General features: G+C 74.4%; 11 protein-coding genes and 1 pseudogene. 5 read left to right on the top strand and 7 right to left on the bottom strand.

The genetic code is table 11. From position 1 onward, the window contains the following. Positions 1–3: 3 nt before the first annotated feature. Positions 4–960 (bottom strand): sigma-70 family RNA polymerase sigma factor, encoded by a 957-nt coding sequence (locus D1J60_RS34195; protein ID WP_125824415.1) that lies wholly within the window; start codon positions 958–960, stop codon positions 4–6. Positions 961–1,021: 61 nt separating this feature from the next. After that, positions 1,022–1,381: a hypothetical protein gene (locus D1J60_RS38385; protein ID WP_241253654.1), complete on the bottom strand. Its 360-nt coding sequence runs from the start codon at positions 1,379–1,381 to the stop codon at positions 1,022–1,024. On the opposite strand from D1J60_RS38385, the pseudogene D1J60_RS34190 reads away from it, so the two are divergent. The 3 genes and pseudogenes from D1J60_RS34190 to D1J60_RS34170 all read left to right on the top strand — a co-directional run. Next, a pseudogene (locus D1J60_RS34190) lies at positions 1,289–2,110 on the top strand (helix-turn-helix domain-containing protein); the annotation flags it as partial. The gene D1J60_RS38385 and the pseudogene D1J60_RS34190 overlap by 93 nt on opposite strands. Positions 2,111–2,408: 298 nt before the next feature. Further along, positions 2,409–3,002, top strand: coding sequence for an excalibur calcium-binding domain-containing protein (locus D1J60_RS37570; protein WP_241253653.1), 594 nt, complete (start codon positions 2,409–2,411; stop codon positions 3,000–3,002). A gap of 301 nt (positions 3,003–3,303) precedes the next feature. Then, positions 3,304–3,699: a GNAT family N-acetyltransferase gene (locus D1J60_RS34170; RefSeq protein WP_347147219.1), complete on the top strand. Its 396-nt coding sequence runs from the start codon at positions 3,304–3,306 to the stop codon at positions 3,697–3,699. 44 nt (positions 3,700–3,743) lie between these two features. On the opposite strand, the gene D1J60_RS34165 is transcribed toward D1J60_RS34170, so the two are convergent. From D1J60_RS34165 to D1J60_RS34150, 4 genes are read right to left on the bottom strand one after another with little or no spacing between them, the layout of a single operon-like run. After that, positions 3,744–6,965, bottom strand: coding sequence for an SAV_2336 N-terminal domain-related protein (locus D1J60_RS34165; protein ID WP_125824413.1), 3,222 nt, complete (start codon positions 6,963–6,965; stop codon positions 3,744–3,746). A gap of 1 nt (position 6,966) precedes the next feature. Next, positions 6,967–7,881: a MoxR family ATPase gene (locus tag D1J60_RS34160; protein ID WP_125597047.1), complete on the bottom strand. Its 915-nt coding sequence runs from the start codon at positions 7,879–7,881 to the stop codon at positions 6,967–6,969. After that, positions 7,878–10,055, bottom strand: a complete 2,178-nt coding sequence (locus tag D1J60_RS34155; RefSeq protein WP_125824412.1) for a hypothetical protein — start codon at positions 10,053–10,055, stop codon at positions 7,878–7,880. The genes D1J60_RS34160 and D1J60_RS34155 overlap by 4 nt, the downstream gene beginning before the upstream one ends. Further along, entirely contained in the window at positions 10,052–11,518 is a 1,467-nt protein-coding gene (locus D1J60_RS34150) for a hypothetical protein (RefSeq protein ID WP_125824411.1), read from the bottom strand. Before D1J60_RS34150 ends, D1J60_RS34155 begins: the two co-directional genes overlap by 4 nt. A gap of 324 nt (positions 11,519–11,842) precedes the next feature. Between D1J60_RS34150 and D1J60_RS34145 the strand changes: the two genes are divergently transcribed. Next, the gene (locus D1J60_RS34145; protein WP_125824410.1) at positions 11,843–12,367 is read left to right on the top strand and encodes a hypothetical protein; all 525 of its coding nucleotides are present in this window, start codon (positions 11,843–11,845) and stop codon (positions 12,365–12,367) included. 16 nt (positions 12,368–12,383) lie between these two features. On the opposite strand, the gene D1J60_RS34140 is transcribed toward D1J60_RS34145, so the two are convergent. Next, complete coding sequence (locus D1J60_RS34140) at positions 12,384–12,995, bottom strand: CGNR zinc finger domain-containing protein (protein WP_125824409.1); 612 nt, start codon at positions 12,993–12,995, stop codon at positions 12,384–12,386. 105 nt (positions 12,996–13,100) lie between these two features. Here D1J60_RS34140 and D1J60_RS34135 point away from each other — a divergent pair, with 105 nt between their 5' ends. After that, positions 13,101–13,946, top strand: coding sequence for an SDR family NAD(P)-dependent oxidoreductase (locus tag D1J60_RS34135; RefSeq protein WP_125824408.1), 846 nt, complete (start codon positions 13,101–13,103; stop codon positions 13,944–13,946). Positions 13,947–14,015 lie beyond the last annotated feature (69 nt).

The following is a 14,015-nucleotide window of genomic DNA, read 5'->3' as shown; positions in this document are numbered from 1 at the left end:
TGATCAGGCCGGGACGCCGAGGTCCGACTCGGCGCCCAGCCGATCCGGCAGGCCGAACAGGGGGAAGAGCCGCGCGGTGTCACGGTACGCCGTGATGCTCGCGATCCGGTCCCCGGAGAACTCGACGACCTGAAGCGCCCACGGCTCGTAGCCGGTTCCGCCCGCAAGGGGCCGGTACTGGCCGAAGGCGGGAGAGCCGTTCGCCACGGTGGGGACGAGCCGGGACCCGCGACAGCCCACGGCCGGGCCGGTGAGCCATGCACCGATGTCGCCCACCCCGCGCATCCACTTCGCGTACGGCGGCAGGGACAAGGTGGCGTCGACGTGCAGCAGGAGGCTCAGCTCCTCCATGTCGTACCGGGAGAACGCCGCCGCGTACCGCTCGGCCAGGATCCGCCGGACGCCCTCGGGCGCCGGCTCGGCCGGGCCGCCGACTCCCGCCCTGCGGGCGGCGAGGGTGGCACGGGCCCGCTGGAGGGCGCTGTTGACGGAGGCGACGGTAGAGCCGTGCAGGTCAGCGACCTCGCGGGCCGAGAAACCCAGCACCTCCCGAAGGATCAGCGTCGCCCGCTGCCTGGGCGGCAGATGCTGAAGCGCGGCGACGAACGCCAGCCGCACCGACTCGCCGGCCTCCGCCGCGTACCCCGGGTCCGTCCCGGGCAGGGGACCGACCCACATCACGTCGGCCTCCGGGAGGCCCGGCGGCGTGGCACCGTCCGCCGGCCCGTACAGGTCCACCGGCAACGCCCGCCGCTTCCCGGCGGCGAGCGCGTCCAGGCACACGTTGGTGGCGATGCGGTACACCCACGAGCGGAGCGACGACCTGCCCTCGAACCCGTCACCGCTCCGCCACGCCCGGACCAGCGCCTCCTGCACGGCGTCCTCGGCCTCCGCGTACGACCCCAGCATCCGATAGCAGTAGCGGATCAGCTCTCCCCGGAACGCCTCCAGTTCCCCCACGCCGTACCCCCGTCCGTCCTCAGCCCCCAGCGCACAGGGAAGGATACGTTCCCCAGCCGAGCTACAGAGCGAGCAGCACCACGGCCGTCGCACCCGCGGCGTCGACGACACCGCACCACTCGGACCAGGCTCGCGGCACCACGGCCCCCGAGCGGTGGTGGAAGAAGTCCCAGGCGGCGTGCGCGTACCACCCCGCGGCCAGAACCCACGGTGCCCACCCGGCATCCACGACCGGAGCCGGCAGCGCCAGCAGCGCCACGGCGCTGAAGCCCGCCAGACCGGCCAGCTGGAGGCCCAGCGCCCCTCTGCCGCGGAGCTCCGCGCCTCCTTGGAACGCACCACCGGACCGCTCGACACGCTGATCGTCTCCGGAGGCCTGGGCGTCGAACGGGCCGCCGCCGACCACCGCCTCGTGGGACACGTCAGAAGGCTGGCCGGGGAAAGCCGCCGGGTGGCCTCGGTGTGCACCGGGGCGGGCATCCTCGCCGCGGCCGGGATCCTCGCCGGCCGACGGGCCACCACGCACTGGGAGTTCGCACCCCAGCTGGCCGCACGGCACCCGGACATCTCGGTGGACCCGGTGCCGCTGTGGACCCGGGACGGGAACGTGTACACCGCGGCCGGCATCACGAGCGCGCTGGACCTCACCCTGGCCTTCGTCGAGGAGGACCACGGCGCCGAACTGGCCCGACGGCTCGCCCGTCATCTGGTCGTGTACCTGCAACGGCCCGGCAACCAGGCCCAGATGAGCCTCTTCACCGCGGCTCCGGCGCCACGGGACGACACGGTCCGCGAACTCGTCGAGCACATCGCCACCCACCCGGCCGACGACCTCGCCACCACGACCCTCGCGGCACGCGCGGGCATGACCCCGCGGCACCTCACCAGGCTGTTCACCCGACACCTCGGCCAGGCCCCGGGCCGCTACGTCCGAGTGGTCCGCACCGAGACCGCCGCCCGGCTCCTCTCCTCCACGACACTGCCCGTCGCGGCAGTGGCGGCGCGCTGCGGCCTGGGAACCCCCGAAGCCCTGCGCAAGGCCTTCACCGCCCACTACGGCATCAGCCCCTCCCACTACCGCGCCACCATGCGCCCCTCCCAACCCCTCACTGCCGGCCCCCCGCCACCCCCCAACGGCCCGGCCCCCTGACCGCGACCCGGTGTCCCAGCCGAAGGCCGCCCGGACCGCCGGAGTGCCAGTCGGCGGGCGCTCGGCCTGGATACCAAAAGTGGTCCGCCGGGAGCGGTGACCCCCCGCCGGTACGGGCGTTGGTCTCTTGTGTTCGCGCATGACGCCGCGGCCGGCCGTCGCGCGGGGCGCAGGCGGCGTGTCGTGTGCGCGGCGTCGAGCCTGCCTTCCCGTTCTGTATGGAGAGCCCGTGTATTCGTCACCTGGTTCCGTTCCTCCTTCTCCGCCCGCGGCGGGCCGGTGGCATCCTCTGCTGGCGGTGCCGGCCGTCATCGTCGCGACGCTGGTCGTCCCTCCGCTGGGGGCGGCGCTGGCGTTCATGGCCCGATGGGGGAAGACCGGCAAGGTCCTCACGGTGGTCCTGGCGTCGGTCTGGTTCGTGGTCCTGGTCGCGGCTGACGGCGACACGCGGGCCCCTGAGGACGCCAAGGCAGGCCCGGCCCCGGTCGCCACGGTCACCGCCACCGCCACCGCCACGGCCACCGTCACTGCCACGCCGCCCGCGGCCTCGGCAGCGCCGTCCCCAGCCGCGACCGCAACGGCCTCGCCGACGTCACCCCGGGCGGCCACGTCCCCCTCCGCCCCCGAGCGGGTTCCCACCGCGGCCCGGCCCCGCCTGCCCGAGCCGCCTCCGGCCCCGCCGGCGGACAGGAACGGCCCTGTCCAGGATCCCGACGACGCCCCTGCGGGCCCTCCGCCCTCCGGCGGCGGCTCAGTCCGAGAGGACAGCGGTGCCGTCTCCTACCGGAACTGCACTGCCGTGCGGGAGGCCGGCGCCGCCCCGATCCGCCGCGGCGATCCCGGCTACGGCCGCCATCTGGACCGCGACGGCGACGGTGTCGGCTGCGAGTGATCCCTCCGGACATCAGACGGAGGCCGCCCCCATGCCCGGCGAAGCCGGACGGCTGTGAACCGGAATCCGGGCACGGACCGTTGACCTCCGCGGCGGTCCCGCACGCACGCACGGCCGACCAAAGGACCGTTGAGATACTCCGGCCGTGGAGACGAGTACGAGCACGAGTACGAGTACGGATGAGATACGGCCGGTTGGGGTTCCGGCGCCCCGGGCTGGTGCGCGGCTTGCCGTGGCATGGGCGCTGCGCTCCGCCGAGCCCGCCGACGTCGAGGAGATCGCGGAGCTGCGGGCAGCGGTGATGCGGCCGGACCTGGAGCGGCTGGGGCGGTACGACGAGCATCGGGTCCGGCAGCGGCTGCGGGACTCCTTCTCCCCCCGGCACACCTCGGTCATCACGGCCGACGGCGACTTCGCGGGCTGCGTCACCGTGCGCCCGGCCGAGGAGGGGTGGTGGCTGGAACACTTCTACCTCGCCCCGGCCCTGCAGGGGCGGGGACTCGGCTCGGCCGTGCTGCGACGGCTGCTGGAAGCGATCGACGCCGATCCCGCGCCCGTCCGTCTGAACGTCCTCCGGGGCAGCGCCGCCCAGCGGCTGTACGAGCGCCACGGGTTCACCGTGGAAGTCCAGGATCCGGTCGACGTCTTCATGGTGCGACGGCCGCATACGGGCGGTCCCCCCGCCGCCTCCCCGTGAGAGCGACGCGCGAGGGGCTCTCCCTGCGGTGCGACCGCCCCGGCTCACGGGCGCCCGGCCGGGTCGTCCGGGGGCCGCTGGCCGCCGTAGTGGACGAACACCGGGGTCTGGCGGGTCCGGCCGCGCCCGCGTTGCCGCGCGACGCGCTCGCGCAACGTCTCGTACAGCGCTGACGGCGCGTCCGCGTCCCAGGGCCTGACCTCGCGCAGCGCCTCGATCAGCTGAAGGGAGAACAGGCCGCCCCTGCCCGCCTCCTCGACCGCGTCGTTCTCCGGCCCGCTCGCCATGTAGACGTACTGACGGCGAAGCGGGTGCGGGCGCGAGGAGAGGTCCCGGGGAGGGAGGGGGTCAGGGAGGACCGCCGCCGCCTCCTCCGCCTCCTCCTCGACCGCAGGCCATACGGTGGCGCAGGCGTCGATGAACCAGAACTGCTCCTCGCACGTGCTGACCTCCGGGGAGCGGAAGCGGCGGAGCAGGTCCGTGAGCGAGACGCCCGGCCCGGAGGTGTCATCGGCGGTCAGCAGGTACTGCGCGCCGTTCGCGTCCGTCGTGCCGTGCCCGCTCCAGAAGACCAGCAGGAGGTCCGCGTCGGCGCGCGCGGCCGTCTCCCGGAGCAGGGCCCTCCGCACGTTGGCGGCGGTGGCTTCGCGGGTGGGGACACCCAGCCCCTCCGTCACCTCGCGGTTGTCCTCCACGGGGGAGACGAGCGCCGTGATGTGGTCCGCCGGCACGCCCTCGGCGAGGAGCCACTCGGTGATGCCCCGGACGTCGTGCGCGGGACCGTTCAGATCCATGCGGTGGTCCTCGGCGGCGTACGCCTCGACCCCGACGACGACCGCGTACGTGCGGGCGCGGGGCAGTGGCTCGGGTTCACGCACCGCGGACACGGCGGCCGTCCGCCCCTCCAGCGCCGGGTCGTTCCAGACCAGGGCGAGGGGGGCGAGCGCCCCCGACTCCAGCCATGCCCTCCGGTGGAGGGCCGACAGGCTCTCGGGCAGGCTCGTTTCCATGGCGAACAGGAGCTCCACGCACTCCCGGAAGCGCGCCCCGTCCCCTTCCTCACGGCTCCACACCACGACGGGGATCCCCTCCGCCTGGGCGATCCGGAACTGCTCGTCGTAGAACGGGTCGCTGGTCGGCGGGCCGTCGAGCACGAGGCACAGGACCCGGCCGTCGGCCCGCAGGGTGCTCACGAGCCCCGACGACGTGAACCCGTCGCCGGGCCAGTACACCTGGTCGCGGCGCACCCGCCCGCCCGCCGTGAGCAGGCGGTCCCAGCGGTCGTGCCCGGCGTGCCGCTCGGGGTCCTGCCAGAAGCACCGGAACACGACGGGGTGGAGCACTCCGTGCGGCTCGTTCCCGGGGCCGGTCCACGTGTCGAAGGGCGTGTCCAGCAGTTCCCAGGGCAGGTCGATCGTGATCATGTTCCCCGGTGCCTCCGGGGCGAGCGCCGCCCAGCCGTCGTCCATGGCGCTCGTCACCCGGCTTTGCAGCTCGCCGACTCCCGTCACCTGGTCCGAGGCGATCAGGCGCCGATCCCCGAGGGTCCACGCCTCCAGGGTGTAGGCGCTCGGGTCCGCCTCGTTCCTGCCGATCCGGATCCACAGTCCGTCCTGCGGGACCGGACGGGCCGTCACCGCGTCCGTCGGGGCGGCCTCCGGGCCCGCACCCAGCAGCCGCAGTACGGCCCTGCTCGCCGCCGCGAACGGCGCCAGCCCCTCCGGGACGCGGGCCGTACCCCGCCCGTCGGCCACCGCGACCGGGTGGCCCGTGCCCCGCGCGGCCTCCGCGTCGGCGAAGCGGCTGAGGGCGAAGAAGACCTGCCAGGCGTCCTCCGCCGACAGGGACGTACGCAGCTCCTCGCGCACCCCGGGCCGGAACCGCAGCCGCAGCTCCCCGGACTCCGTACCGGGGACGTGCTCGAAGAGGTCGCTCACCACCAGCTCGGCGAGGACGTCCACCCCCGAGCCGGGCTCCATCGCCGCTTGCACCGCGCGCAGGACGGGCAGCGACAGCTCGGTCTGGGGGCTGCACAGGACGGCCAGCCGGCGGGCCTGCGGCGACGAGACCCGGCGGAAGGCATCCACCAGCAGCTCCGCTTCCGCGACCGGGAGCACCGCGTCCGGGTCGGGGTACGCGTACGGCGAGGCGTACGGGTACGCGTACGGGTCGTCCTCGTCCTCGTCCTGCGGGTCGGGCGGGCGGCCGCCCGGGGGGATCAGCACCCCCTCGCAGGCGGCCACCCCCACGGCCATCAGCGTCCCGGCCCAAGATCGCGCCGCCGGGGCCGAGATGCCCGCCACCGGGCACGGCAGCCACGGGCCCGTCACCTCCGGGTAGGCGGCCGCGAGGAGCCGCCGCAGGCCGTCGGGGACACCGGCGGCCAGATCGGCGGAGCGGGCGCCGCGGCCGCGGGCCGCGAGGGGCACCACGGGCCCGTCCAGGCCGGTGTGCGGCCACAGCGTCCGCGGGAGGGGGTTGAGCAGGACCGTGGCCGTGGACCGGGTCCAGTCGCGCAGCATCCGCCAGGTGCCCGGTGCGTGCCAGCCGTCCGCGACGCAGTCGGAGAGCACGAGCAGCAGCGCCCGGCCCCGCGCGTCCTGGAGCAGCCCGTGCGGTACGGGCCCGCCGGCCGGGCCGTGGAGGACGGGTGCGCCGTCCGGGCCGGGGCGCAGGGTCCAGCGGCGGACGGTGCTGAAGGCGCCCAGGCGGCGCAGCAGGTCGTGCAGGTCGTCGGCCGTGTCCCGCCAGACCTGCATGGAGGGCGAGGCGTCCACCACCAGGTCGAGCCGGAACCAGCGTTCGGGCAGGGCGGTGAACACCGGGGTCAGCTCATCGGTACGGGCGTACAGGGCGACGGTGGCGTCGACGTCCAGCCCGCGTTCCCGGCCGCCGGGCCGGCGCCGTCTGAGCGGGCGCAGGGCCCGGGCGACGGCGGGGCCGTCGGGCAGGGCGCTCCCGCGCCGTACGCGGCCGGTGACGGCGGCGAGGGTGCCGGGGCCGTCGGGGACGCCGCCCGTGTCGTAGGTGCCGGGTTCCGGCCGGGAGGGGTGGGCGGTGAGGGGGTCCGGCGTTCCCTCCTGGCCGGCGGGGTCCTCGTACGGCTCCTGGCCGGGGCCCGGTCCGGCCGGGCCGCCGGACGGGTCCGGGGTGCCGTCCCCGGCCGCGTCCCCCATGGCGCGGGCCAGCCAGAGCGCGTCGGCGAGGGCGACGACGTCGACGTCGGCACCGACTCGGTGAAGTCCGCGGATGAGGGATTCGAGCATGTCAGGGGGCATTGAGGTCGTGGAGGAGGAGCTCGACCAGGGCGGCCCGGAGCGGGTCGTCGGGGCCGAGCTCCCTGGTGACGAGGTGGACGGCGTTGAGGAGCTGGTCGGTGGCCAGGCTCTCGCGGCGCGCGATCCGCGCCTCGAACTCGGACAGCACGCCGTCGGCCTGCCGGGCGGCGTCCGCGCCCAGGTGGGCTTCGAGGATCCTGACGAGCTCGCCGTGGTCGGGGTCGGGCATCCGGAAGCGGATGCAGCGGCGCAGGAACGGGGCCGGGAAGGTGCGTTCGCCGTTGCTGGTCATGACGATGAACGGGAACTCGGTGCAGGTGACGCCGCCCTTGCGGGCGGTCGCGGTGGCATCCGACTCCCACAGCCGGACCTCGACCTCGGGTTCCGAGTGCCGGGTGAGCTCGGGGATCTCGAAGCTGCCGGACTCGATGACGTTGAGGAGGTCGCTGGGCAGGTCGATGTCACTCTTGTCGATCTCGTCGACGAGGAGCATCCGGGGGCGGTCGGCCGGCGCCAGGGCGGTGCCGAGCGGCCCGAGCCGCAGGAACCGTTCGATGCCGTCGTCCTCGTTGCGGCGGGTGGCTTCCAGGCGGCCGAGGGCGTCGTAGCGGTAGAGGGCTTCGGTGAGGGTGCTGTGCGAGGTGACGTGCCAGTTGAGGACGGGGCCGAGGGTCAGTTCGTGGGCGACGGCCGAGGCGACGGTGGACTTCCCGGTTCCGGGCGAGCCGGTCAGCAGCAGGGGGCGGCGCAGGAGCAGGGCGGCGTTGACGGCCTCCGGAAGCCCGTCCGGGGGCCGGAAGGTGGCGGCGGCGGTGGCCTGCGGGGCCAGCCGCCAGGCCGGAGGGCCGGGCAGCTCGTCTTCGCGAGCCGTGCCGTCCCCGCGGTAGTACGGGCTCCAGTTCATCGTCGTCCTCTCGTACGGCTCGTACGGCGGCCGCCGGCGGCCGTGCCGATGCCGGCCGTGTGCGTGCTGGTGGTGTGGCAGAACGCGAGCCAGTGCCCGTCGTCCCAGACCGCGCGGAGCCGCGCCAGCGGGGGCCCCGCGTCCTCGGCGCAGGCCCAGGCCGTGCGGTAGGCGTGGGTGAATCCGCCGGGCAGGGTCACCCAGTGGTCGCGTACGTCCTCCTCGACGGCCGGCCAGGCGGTCACGGCACGGCCTGGCCACAGGAGGATCGGGAACCGGGCGAGGAGCGCCTCGAACTGGTGGTCCGGGTCGGGGTCGGCGGGTGCGAAGCGCAGGCCGAGGGCGCCGGGGTAGTCGTTCCTGCCGAGGCGCTCCTCGAAGTCCTCCCGGTTCCCGGCGGTCGCGGGGTCCACCCAGTCGACGCTGCCGTACACGGTGTCGCCGTCGTCCTCGACGTGGCGCAGCCGGTACGCGGCCTGGCGGGAGAGCCGGCGCAGATGGCCGGGCGGGTGGATGCGGGCGCCCCAGTGCAGGACGACCAGGTGGTGGGCGCCGAGCCGGATGCCCACGTCGGCCTCCTCGGGGCGCCACTGCAGGAGGGTCGGGGCGGGCAGGGCGATGTCCACCCGGTGGAGCAGGGTGGTGCCGAGGATGCCGTCCGCCCAGTCGAGGATGTCGGCGAGGGTGTCGGCGAGGCCCTCGGGGTCGGGCCGGCAGGGTGTGGTGGGGCGGGTGTGGGTGGGGCGGCCCCGCTCGTCGAGGAGCCAGGCGTCGGCGGAGGCGGGCAGGTCCTCGGCCGGTGTGGTGCCGCGCAGGTGCACGACGAGCCGCCGGCGGGCGTCGGCGGTCAGGTTCCGGAACTTCCGGTGCAGCAGTTCGGCGGTGGCGAGGTCGTGGCCGGCGCGCCGGCACCAGTCGGTGAAGGCTGCTTCCCCGGTGTCGAGTCCGGCGGTGGCCGCGAGGCGGACGACGAAACGGAGCAGTGTCGCGCGCCCGTCGGGGTCGTCGACGGGCCGGTGCAGGACGGCGGCGTCGAGGTGTTCGGCGAGTCCGCTGGGCCGCAGTCCGGGGGTGTCGGCGACGCAGTCGAGGAGGGCGCGGCGCAGCGCGGCCGGGTGGGCGGCCTGGGGCATCCAGGCGGCGATGAAGGCGTGGGCGTCCAGGGCCAGGGCGAGGGCCGCGGCGACCTCGCGCAGCCGCAGGGCCTCCGGGGTGGCGGGTGCCGTGCCGGCGGCGTCGAGGACGCGGACCAGTGCCGCGGGGGAGTGGCGGGCCGCGTCGAGCCCGGCCGCGAGGGCGGGATGGACCGCGGCGGCCCGGCGCAGGGCGGTGTCCAGGGCCTGCTCTCCGAGCGCGCTGGGGCGTTCGGGGCCGGCCGGGACCGGGCCTGCCGGGTCGGGGGCTGCCGGGTCCGGCGGCCCGGGCGCCGGGGCCCCGGGCGCCGGGGGCGGGGCGGGGATGGCGTAGGGCGGGTAGAGCTTGCCGTGCTGGTGGAAGGCGACGTCGACGAGGTCGACCAGGCGCCCCCGTCCGGTGCGCTCCAGTCCTTCGGCGACCGCTTCCTCGAAGGTGCGGCGCAGCGAGCGCGTCCCCGGCTCCTCCTCGGCCGCGACACCGGTGCACTCGACCAGGAGGTAGGTCCCGTCGGCGACTTGTTCCGTCAGGGTGGTCCGTACGGCCGTGGAGCCGGCCGCCTTGTTGATCAGGCCCTGGTCCATGATGAGGTGGTCGTTCACCGCGGTTCGGCCCCGCGTCCACAGGGTGTCGAGGTCGCCGCCGAGCCAGACGGCCGCCAGGGCGTGGTCCTCCAGCAGGACGACGAGGGCGCGCAGTTTGCTTGCCATGCACAGGCCCACGAACAGCAGGGTCAGTTCCAGGCAGTTGCCGCCCTGCCCGGCGATCTCGGCGGGCGTCCGGACGACCTGCTCGGCGGGGTGGAAGTGACGGAAGTCGATCGCGGCGGTCGCGTAGCGCAGCCCCTGCGCGGCGAGCCCCTCGTAGACCGTCCCGACGGCGGCGCGCAGGTCCGCCGCGCGCTGGAGGTACGTCGGGCCGGGTGAGGATCCCGCGTACAGGCGGGCGATCTCCTCGGGGTCCACGTAGCAGGCGAGCCGGGCCGGTTCGGTCTTCTTCCACTTCTCCCACCGGCCGGGCGTCGGCGTCGGCGCGGTCACCAGACCTCGAAGAAGTCGCTCACCGCACGCCCCGCGAAGGACACCGTGACCTCGTGGGTGCCGGGGGCGAGGCCGGTGACGGTCCAGCGTGCCGCGCCCTCGTCTTCGTCCAGGGTGACGCGGTCGGGCGGGCAGGGCGGCGAGAGGGTGAGCGTGGGCGGGTGCGGGCCCGCGGTGACGCCGTGGCCGCGGCAGGTCACGACGACGGGTCGGCCCGCCGCGTGGACGTCGTCGACTTCGAGCCCGAGGGCGTGGGGGTCGGGCGCCAGGGGGAAGACGCCGCGCACGCCGTCGGTGCCCGGCGCCGGGTCCCCGGGCGCCTGGAGGTCCGCGAGTACGTTCCCGCCGAAGGCGAGCAGGCGCAGCAGCCGCGCCAGTACGTCGTCGGTGGCGTGGATCGTGGAGTGCGTGGCGTTCTCCCAGCCCCAGGTGGAGCGTTCCGACAGTTCGACGGGGATCGCGGCCACGGCCGGGACGCTCCGGTCGCCGGTGGCGAACTGCCGCCGGTCGGCGCCCAGGGCGGCGGGGTCCGTCGTGATCCGCAGCCGTGTCCCGTCGAACACGGCCGTCTGCGCGGTGCGGTGGCCGTACCCCACGACGGGCAGCAGCGGGGCGGCCGGGCCGGGCGAGTGCGTGTCCATGCGGCGGTGGAAGTCCTGGTACGCGGCGGTCGCGCGGGCGGGGTCGAGCGTGCCGAGGCGGACCGGGGAGAGGTGGACGTGGCCGGGGCGCTGCCCCGGCGGTGTGCCGGGGCGCTGGTCGAGGAGGACGGGGTAGCGCGGGAGGAGCTGGTGGACGGAGGTGAAGGCGCCGAGGACGTCGGAGACGGCGTTCAGACGGGTGCCGAGGACGCGCACGCCGTTGGCGAGGAAGTCGAGGGCGGGGAGCGAGCCGCGGAAGGGGGTGCCGAAGGTGATCAGGGCGCGGCAGTGCTCCCAGCCGCCGAGGACGTCGAGGTAGTACTTGGCGACGAGGCCGCCCATGCTGTGGCACACGAGGACGGTCTTGGGGCGGCCGTAGGGCAGGGTCCGTGCCCATTTGGGCAGTTCGCGGTCGAGGAAGGTCTTGAGGCGGAGCGCGGAGACCCGGTTGTCGCGCCGCCAGTCGTAGGCGAACTCGAAGTAGTTGGCCGGGGGCCCGTCGACGGCGCAGTCGCCCGGGGCGAGGTCGAAGCGCTCGCGCAGGGCGCGGCGCAGCCGGCCGTACTGGTTGAGCTTGGCGAGGCCCGGGATGGCGACGGGGAGTCCGATGAGGCCCGAGGCGACGATGCCGTCGTCGTGCTCGGGGTCGTCGAGCAGGCCCGGCTCCCCGGCCAGCGCTTCCAGTGCCCGCCCGGAACGGCGCAGGGGGCCGCCCAGGGCCAGCGGCGGCTTCCACACGGGAACGCCTCCGCGATGGAGCGTGCTGCCGCCGATCCCGGGCAGCACCACGACGAGGTCGTCGAAGCGTAAGCGGCCGTACACGGTTCCCCCCTGGTACTCCTGCCGGCCCCCATCATGCCGTGCCGGATGACGCGAGCGGAGGCCCTCGACGCATCCCACCCACCGGTACGCCTCCCCGCCCGCCACGGGCCGCGTGGCACCCCGTCCGGACAGCCCCGGAGGGGGTGCCAGACGAGGTCACAGACGGGGACTTCCACGATCGTCACCGGTCCGTGCGCGCGGAGCCGGACAATGAGACGGGCGGTCGCCGGCTCAACGAGATGTTCACCCTCCACCGCGTCATCGGCGGCGACCCCTTCTGCGGGGGAAGCTCACCCCCTGACCTACGACGGAGCTGGGCTGCTGATGCCTCTTCTTGCCGACTACAGCACCGCCGCCAGGCCGGACCGCGGAATCGTCGAGGTGTACGACTCCGACGCTTACATGGGTGACGACGAAGCCCTGCGGCAGTCGCGGACCGAGGTAGTCGCCGGAAACGGCTACCACCTCTACCTCCACAGTCTCCAGCCCGACATCCCGGTCGAGGTCGTCATCAGGATCTGGGACACTCCGCAGCAGCCCCCGGCAGACGCCGAAGGCACCACCGCGGTGACCCTGGAAGCCGAGACGGGCCTGCTCGTCGTCAACCAGCTCACCTACGGGCCGGCCGGCGAGATGAACCTGCCCCGCCCCGGCGTCTACGAGGGGCACGCCGCATGGAACGGGCGGCACGAAACCGCCGCCTACCACGCGTCGACGATCCGGCGTGCGGCCGAAGAACGATGGAGCCCAGAGCAGATCGGGATGTCCTGGGAGCAATGTCCATCGGCGGAGCAGTACACCCTCGACCTGTGGTTCGTCAGGGGCGAACCCGGCACGGCGATGCGCTGACGTGAAGCCATGAATGTCATGCCTCGGACGGCGTACCGCTCTCATCCCGCTGCCGCCGGCGGTGTTTGCGCATGGACACCTGGGAGCCGCAGCCGGTACTGCAGTACAGCCCGCCCCCGTTGCGGGTGCGGTCGAGGAACCCGAAATGGCATGGGGGGTTCCGGCACGCCTTGATGCGCCCCCAGTCGCCGGTCTGCGCGAACGTCGTCACCGCGGCCAGTACCGTTCCGATGACGCGCGGCACTCCCGCCTGCGGCGAGGTCAGTTCTGCGCCGCCGGCCGTGACCACCGTCGCCAGCGGGTAGAGGGCCCCCACGCGCCGCAGGTGCCGTTCGGCACGGAGCAGCGGCTCGCCCAGGCTCTCCTCGTCGCCCGAGTGGGCGAGCAGCAGGGTCACCAGCGCGTCGCGCAGCTCGCGCGCGACCGCGGCGTCGGCGTCGGTCACCAGGGTCTCGCCGCCGAACTCGTCATGCTCCGCCAGCCACGCCGCGAACGAGTCCCCGTCCTCGAACAGCTCTTGGCGACCCGATCCGTCCGCGCGCGTGTTCACGAACGCGAGGACGGTCTCCACCGTCGGCGTGACGGTACGCGGGCCGGATGTCGGGGATCCGGATGGCGCATTGCTCATAACTCCCACAGTACATCAACCTCACAGGTGCTAACCCGACTAGTCGGCAACCCCCTCCCCCTCCTCAGGTTGACTGGTTGCGACCTAACGCCTTACGGTCGCAACATGACAACCAATCACCAGACCTCCCCCCGCACATGGCTGATCACCGGCGCGACGTCCGGCATCGGGCGCGAACTGACGCTGCAGGCACTGGAGAACGGCGACTCGGTCTCGGCCCTCGCCCGCGACACCTCCCCCCTGGACGAACTGGCCCAGGCGCACGGCGAGCGCCTGCTCCTCCTCCGGGCGGACGTACGTGACGAGAAGGCCGTCCGGGACGCGGTCGACGGCACGCTCGCACGGTTCGGCCGCATCGACGTCGTCGCCAACAACGCGGGATACGGACTGTTCGGAGCCGTCGAGGAGGCGTCCGACGCCCAGGCCCGCGCCGTGTTCGACACCAACGTCTTCGGAGTGCTCAACGTGCTCCGCGCGACGCTGCCGGTGCTCCGCGCCCAGCGGTCCGGGCACGTCCTGCAGGGCTCGTCGGTCTACGGGCAGTCCGCCCATCCCGGCGTCGGCCTGCTGGCCGCCACCAAGTACGCGGTCGAGGGACTGTCGGACGCGCTGGTGGCCGAGGTCGCACCGCTCGGCATCAAGGTCACGCTCATCCAGCCCGGGATGACCGCGACCCCCTTCCTCGCCAACCTCGACGTCGCGGCCGGCCTGGGCGACTACGACCAGACCGTGCGCGAGGTCCACAAGAGCATCGGGGAGCTGCCGCCGTCCGCGTTCTCCGCCGCCGCGCGGATCGCCGCCGGCATCCGGACCGCGGTCGACAGCCCCAACCCTCCCCTGCGCCTGGCCCTCGGCGCCTCCAGCGCGACGGCCACGCGCTCCGCGTTGGAGGCACGCATCGCCGACCTGGACGCCTGGAAGGGCGTGACCCACGCCGTCGACAGGCCGTAGCCGACGCCGACGGCCGGGGTGATGGGTGAGCCGGCCCAGGGCGGATCAGCGCGCCGGGACGCCGCTGCC

This window comes from Streptomyces sp. W1SF4 (assembly GCF_003950035.1).
Classification (GTDB): domain Bacteria; phylum Actinomycetota; class Actinomycetes; order Streptomycetales; family Streptomycetaceae; genus Streptomyces; species Streptomyces racemochromogenes.
This window is presented reverse-complemented; position numbering and strand designations above follow the sequence as displayed.

What these genes read in the sequence shown, in the direction of transcription:
- D1J60_RS34170 (WP_347147219.1), top strand. Translation starts at nt 3,304, where the DNA reads ATGCGGCCGGACCTGGAGCGGCTGGGGCGGTACGACGAGCATCGGGTC.
- D1J60_RS34140 (WP_125824409.1), bottom strand. Translation starts at nt 12,995, where the DNA reads ATGAGCAATGCGCCATCCGGATCCCCGACATCCGGCCCGCGTACCGTC.
- D1J60_RS34135 (WP_125824408.1), top strand. Translation starts at nt 13,101, where the DNA reads ATGACAACCAATCACCAGACCTCCCCCCGCACATGGCTGATCACCGGC.
- D1J60_RS34160 (WP_125597047.1), bottom strand. Translation starts at nt 7,881, where the DNA reads ATGAACTGGAGCCCGTACTACCGCGGGGACGGCACGGCTCGCGAAGAC.
- D1J60_RS34145 (WP_125824410.1), top strand. Translation starts at nt 11,843, where the DNA reads ATGCCTCTTCTTGCCGACTACAGCACCGCCGCCAGGCCGGACCGCGGA.
- D1J60_RS34165 (WP_125824413.1), bottom strand. Translation starts at nt 6,965, where the DNA reads ATGCTCGAATCCCTCATCCGCGGACTTCACCGAGTCGGTGCCGACGTC.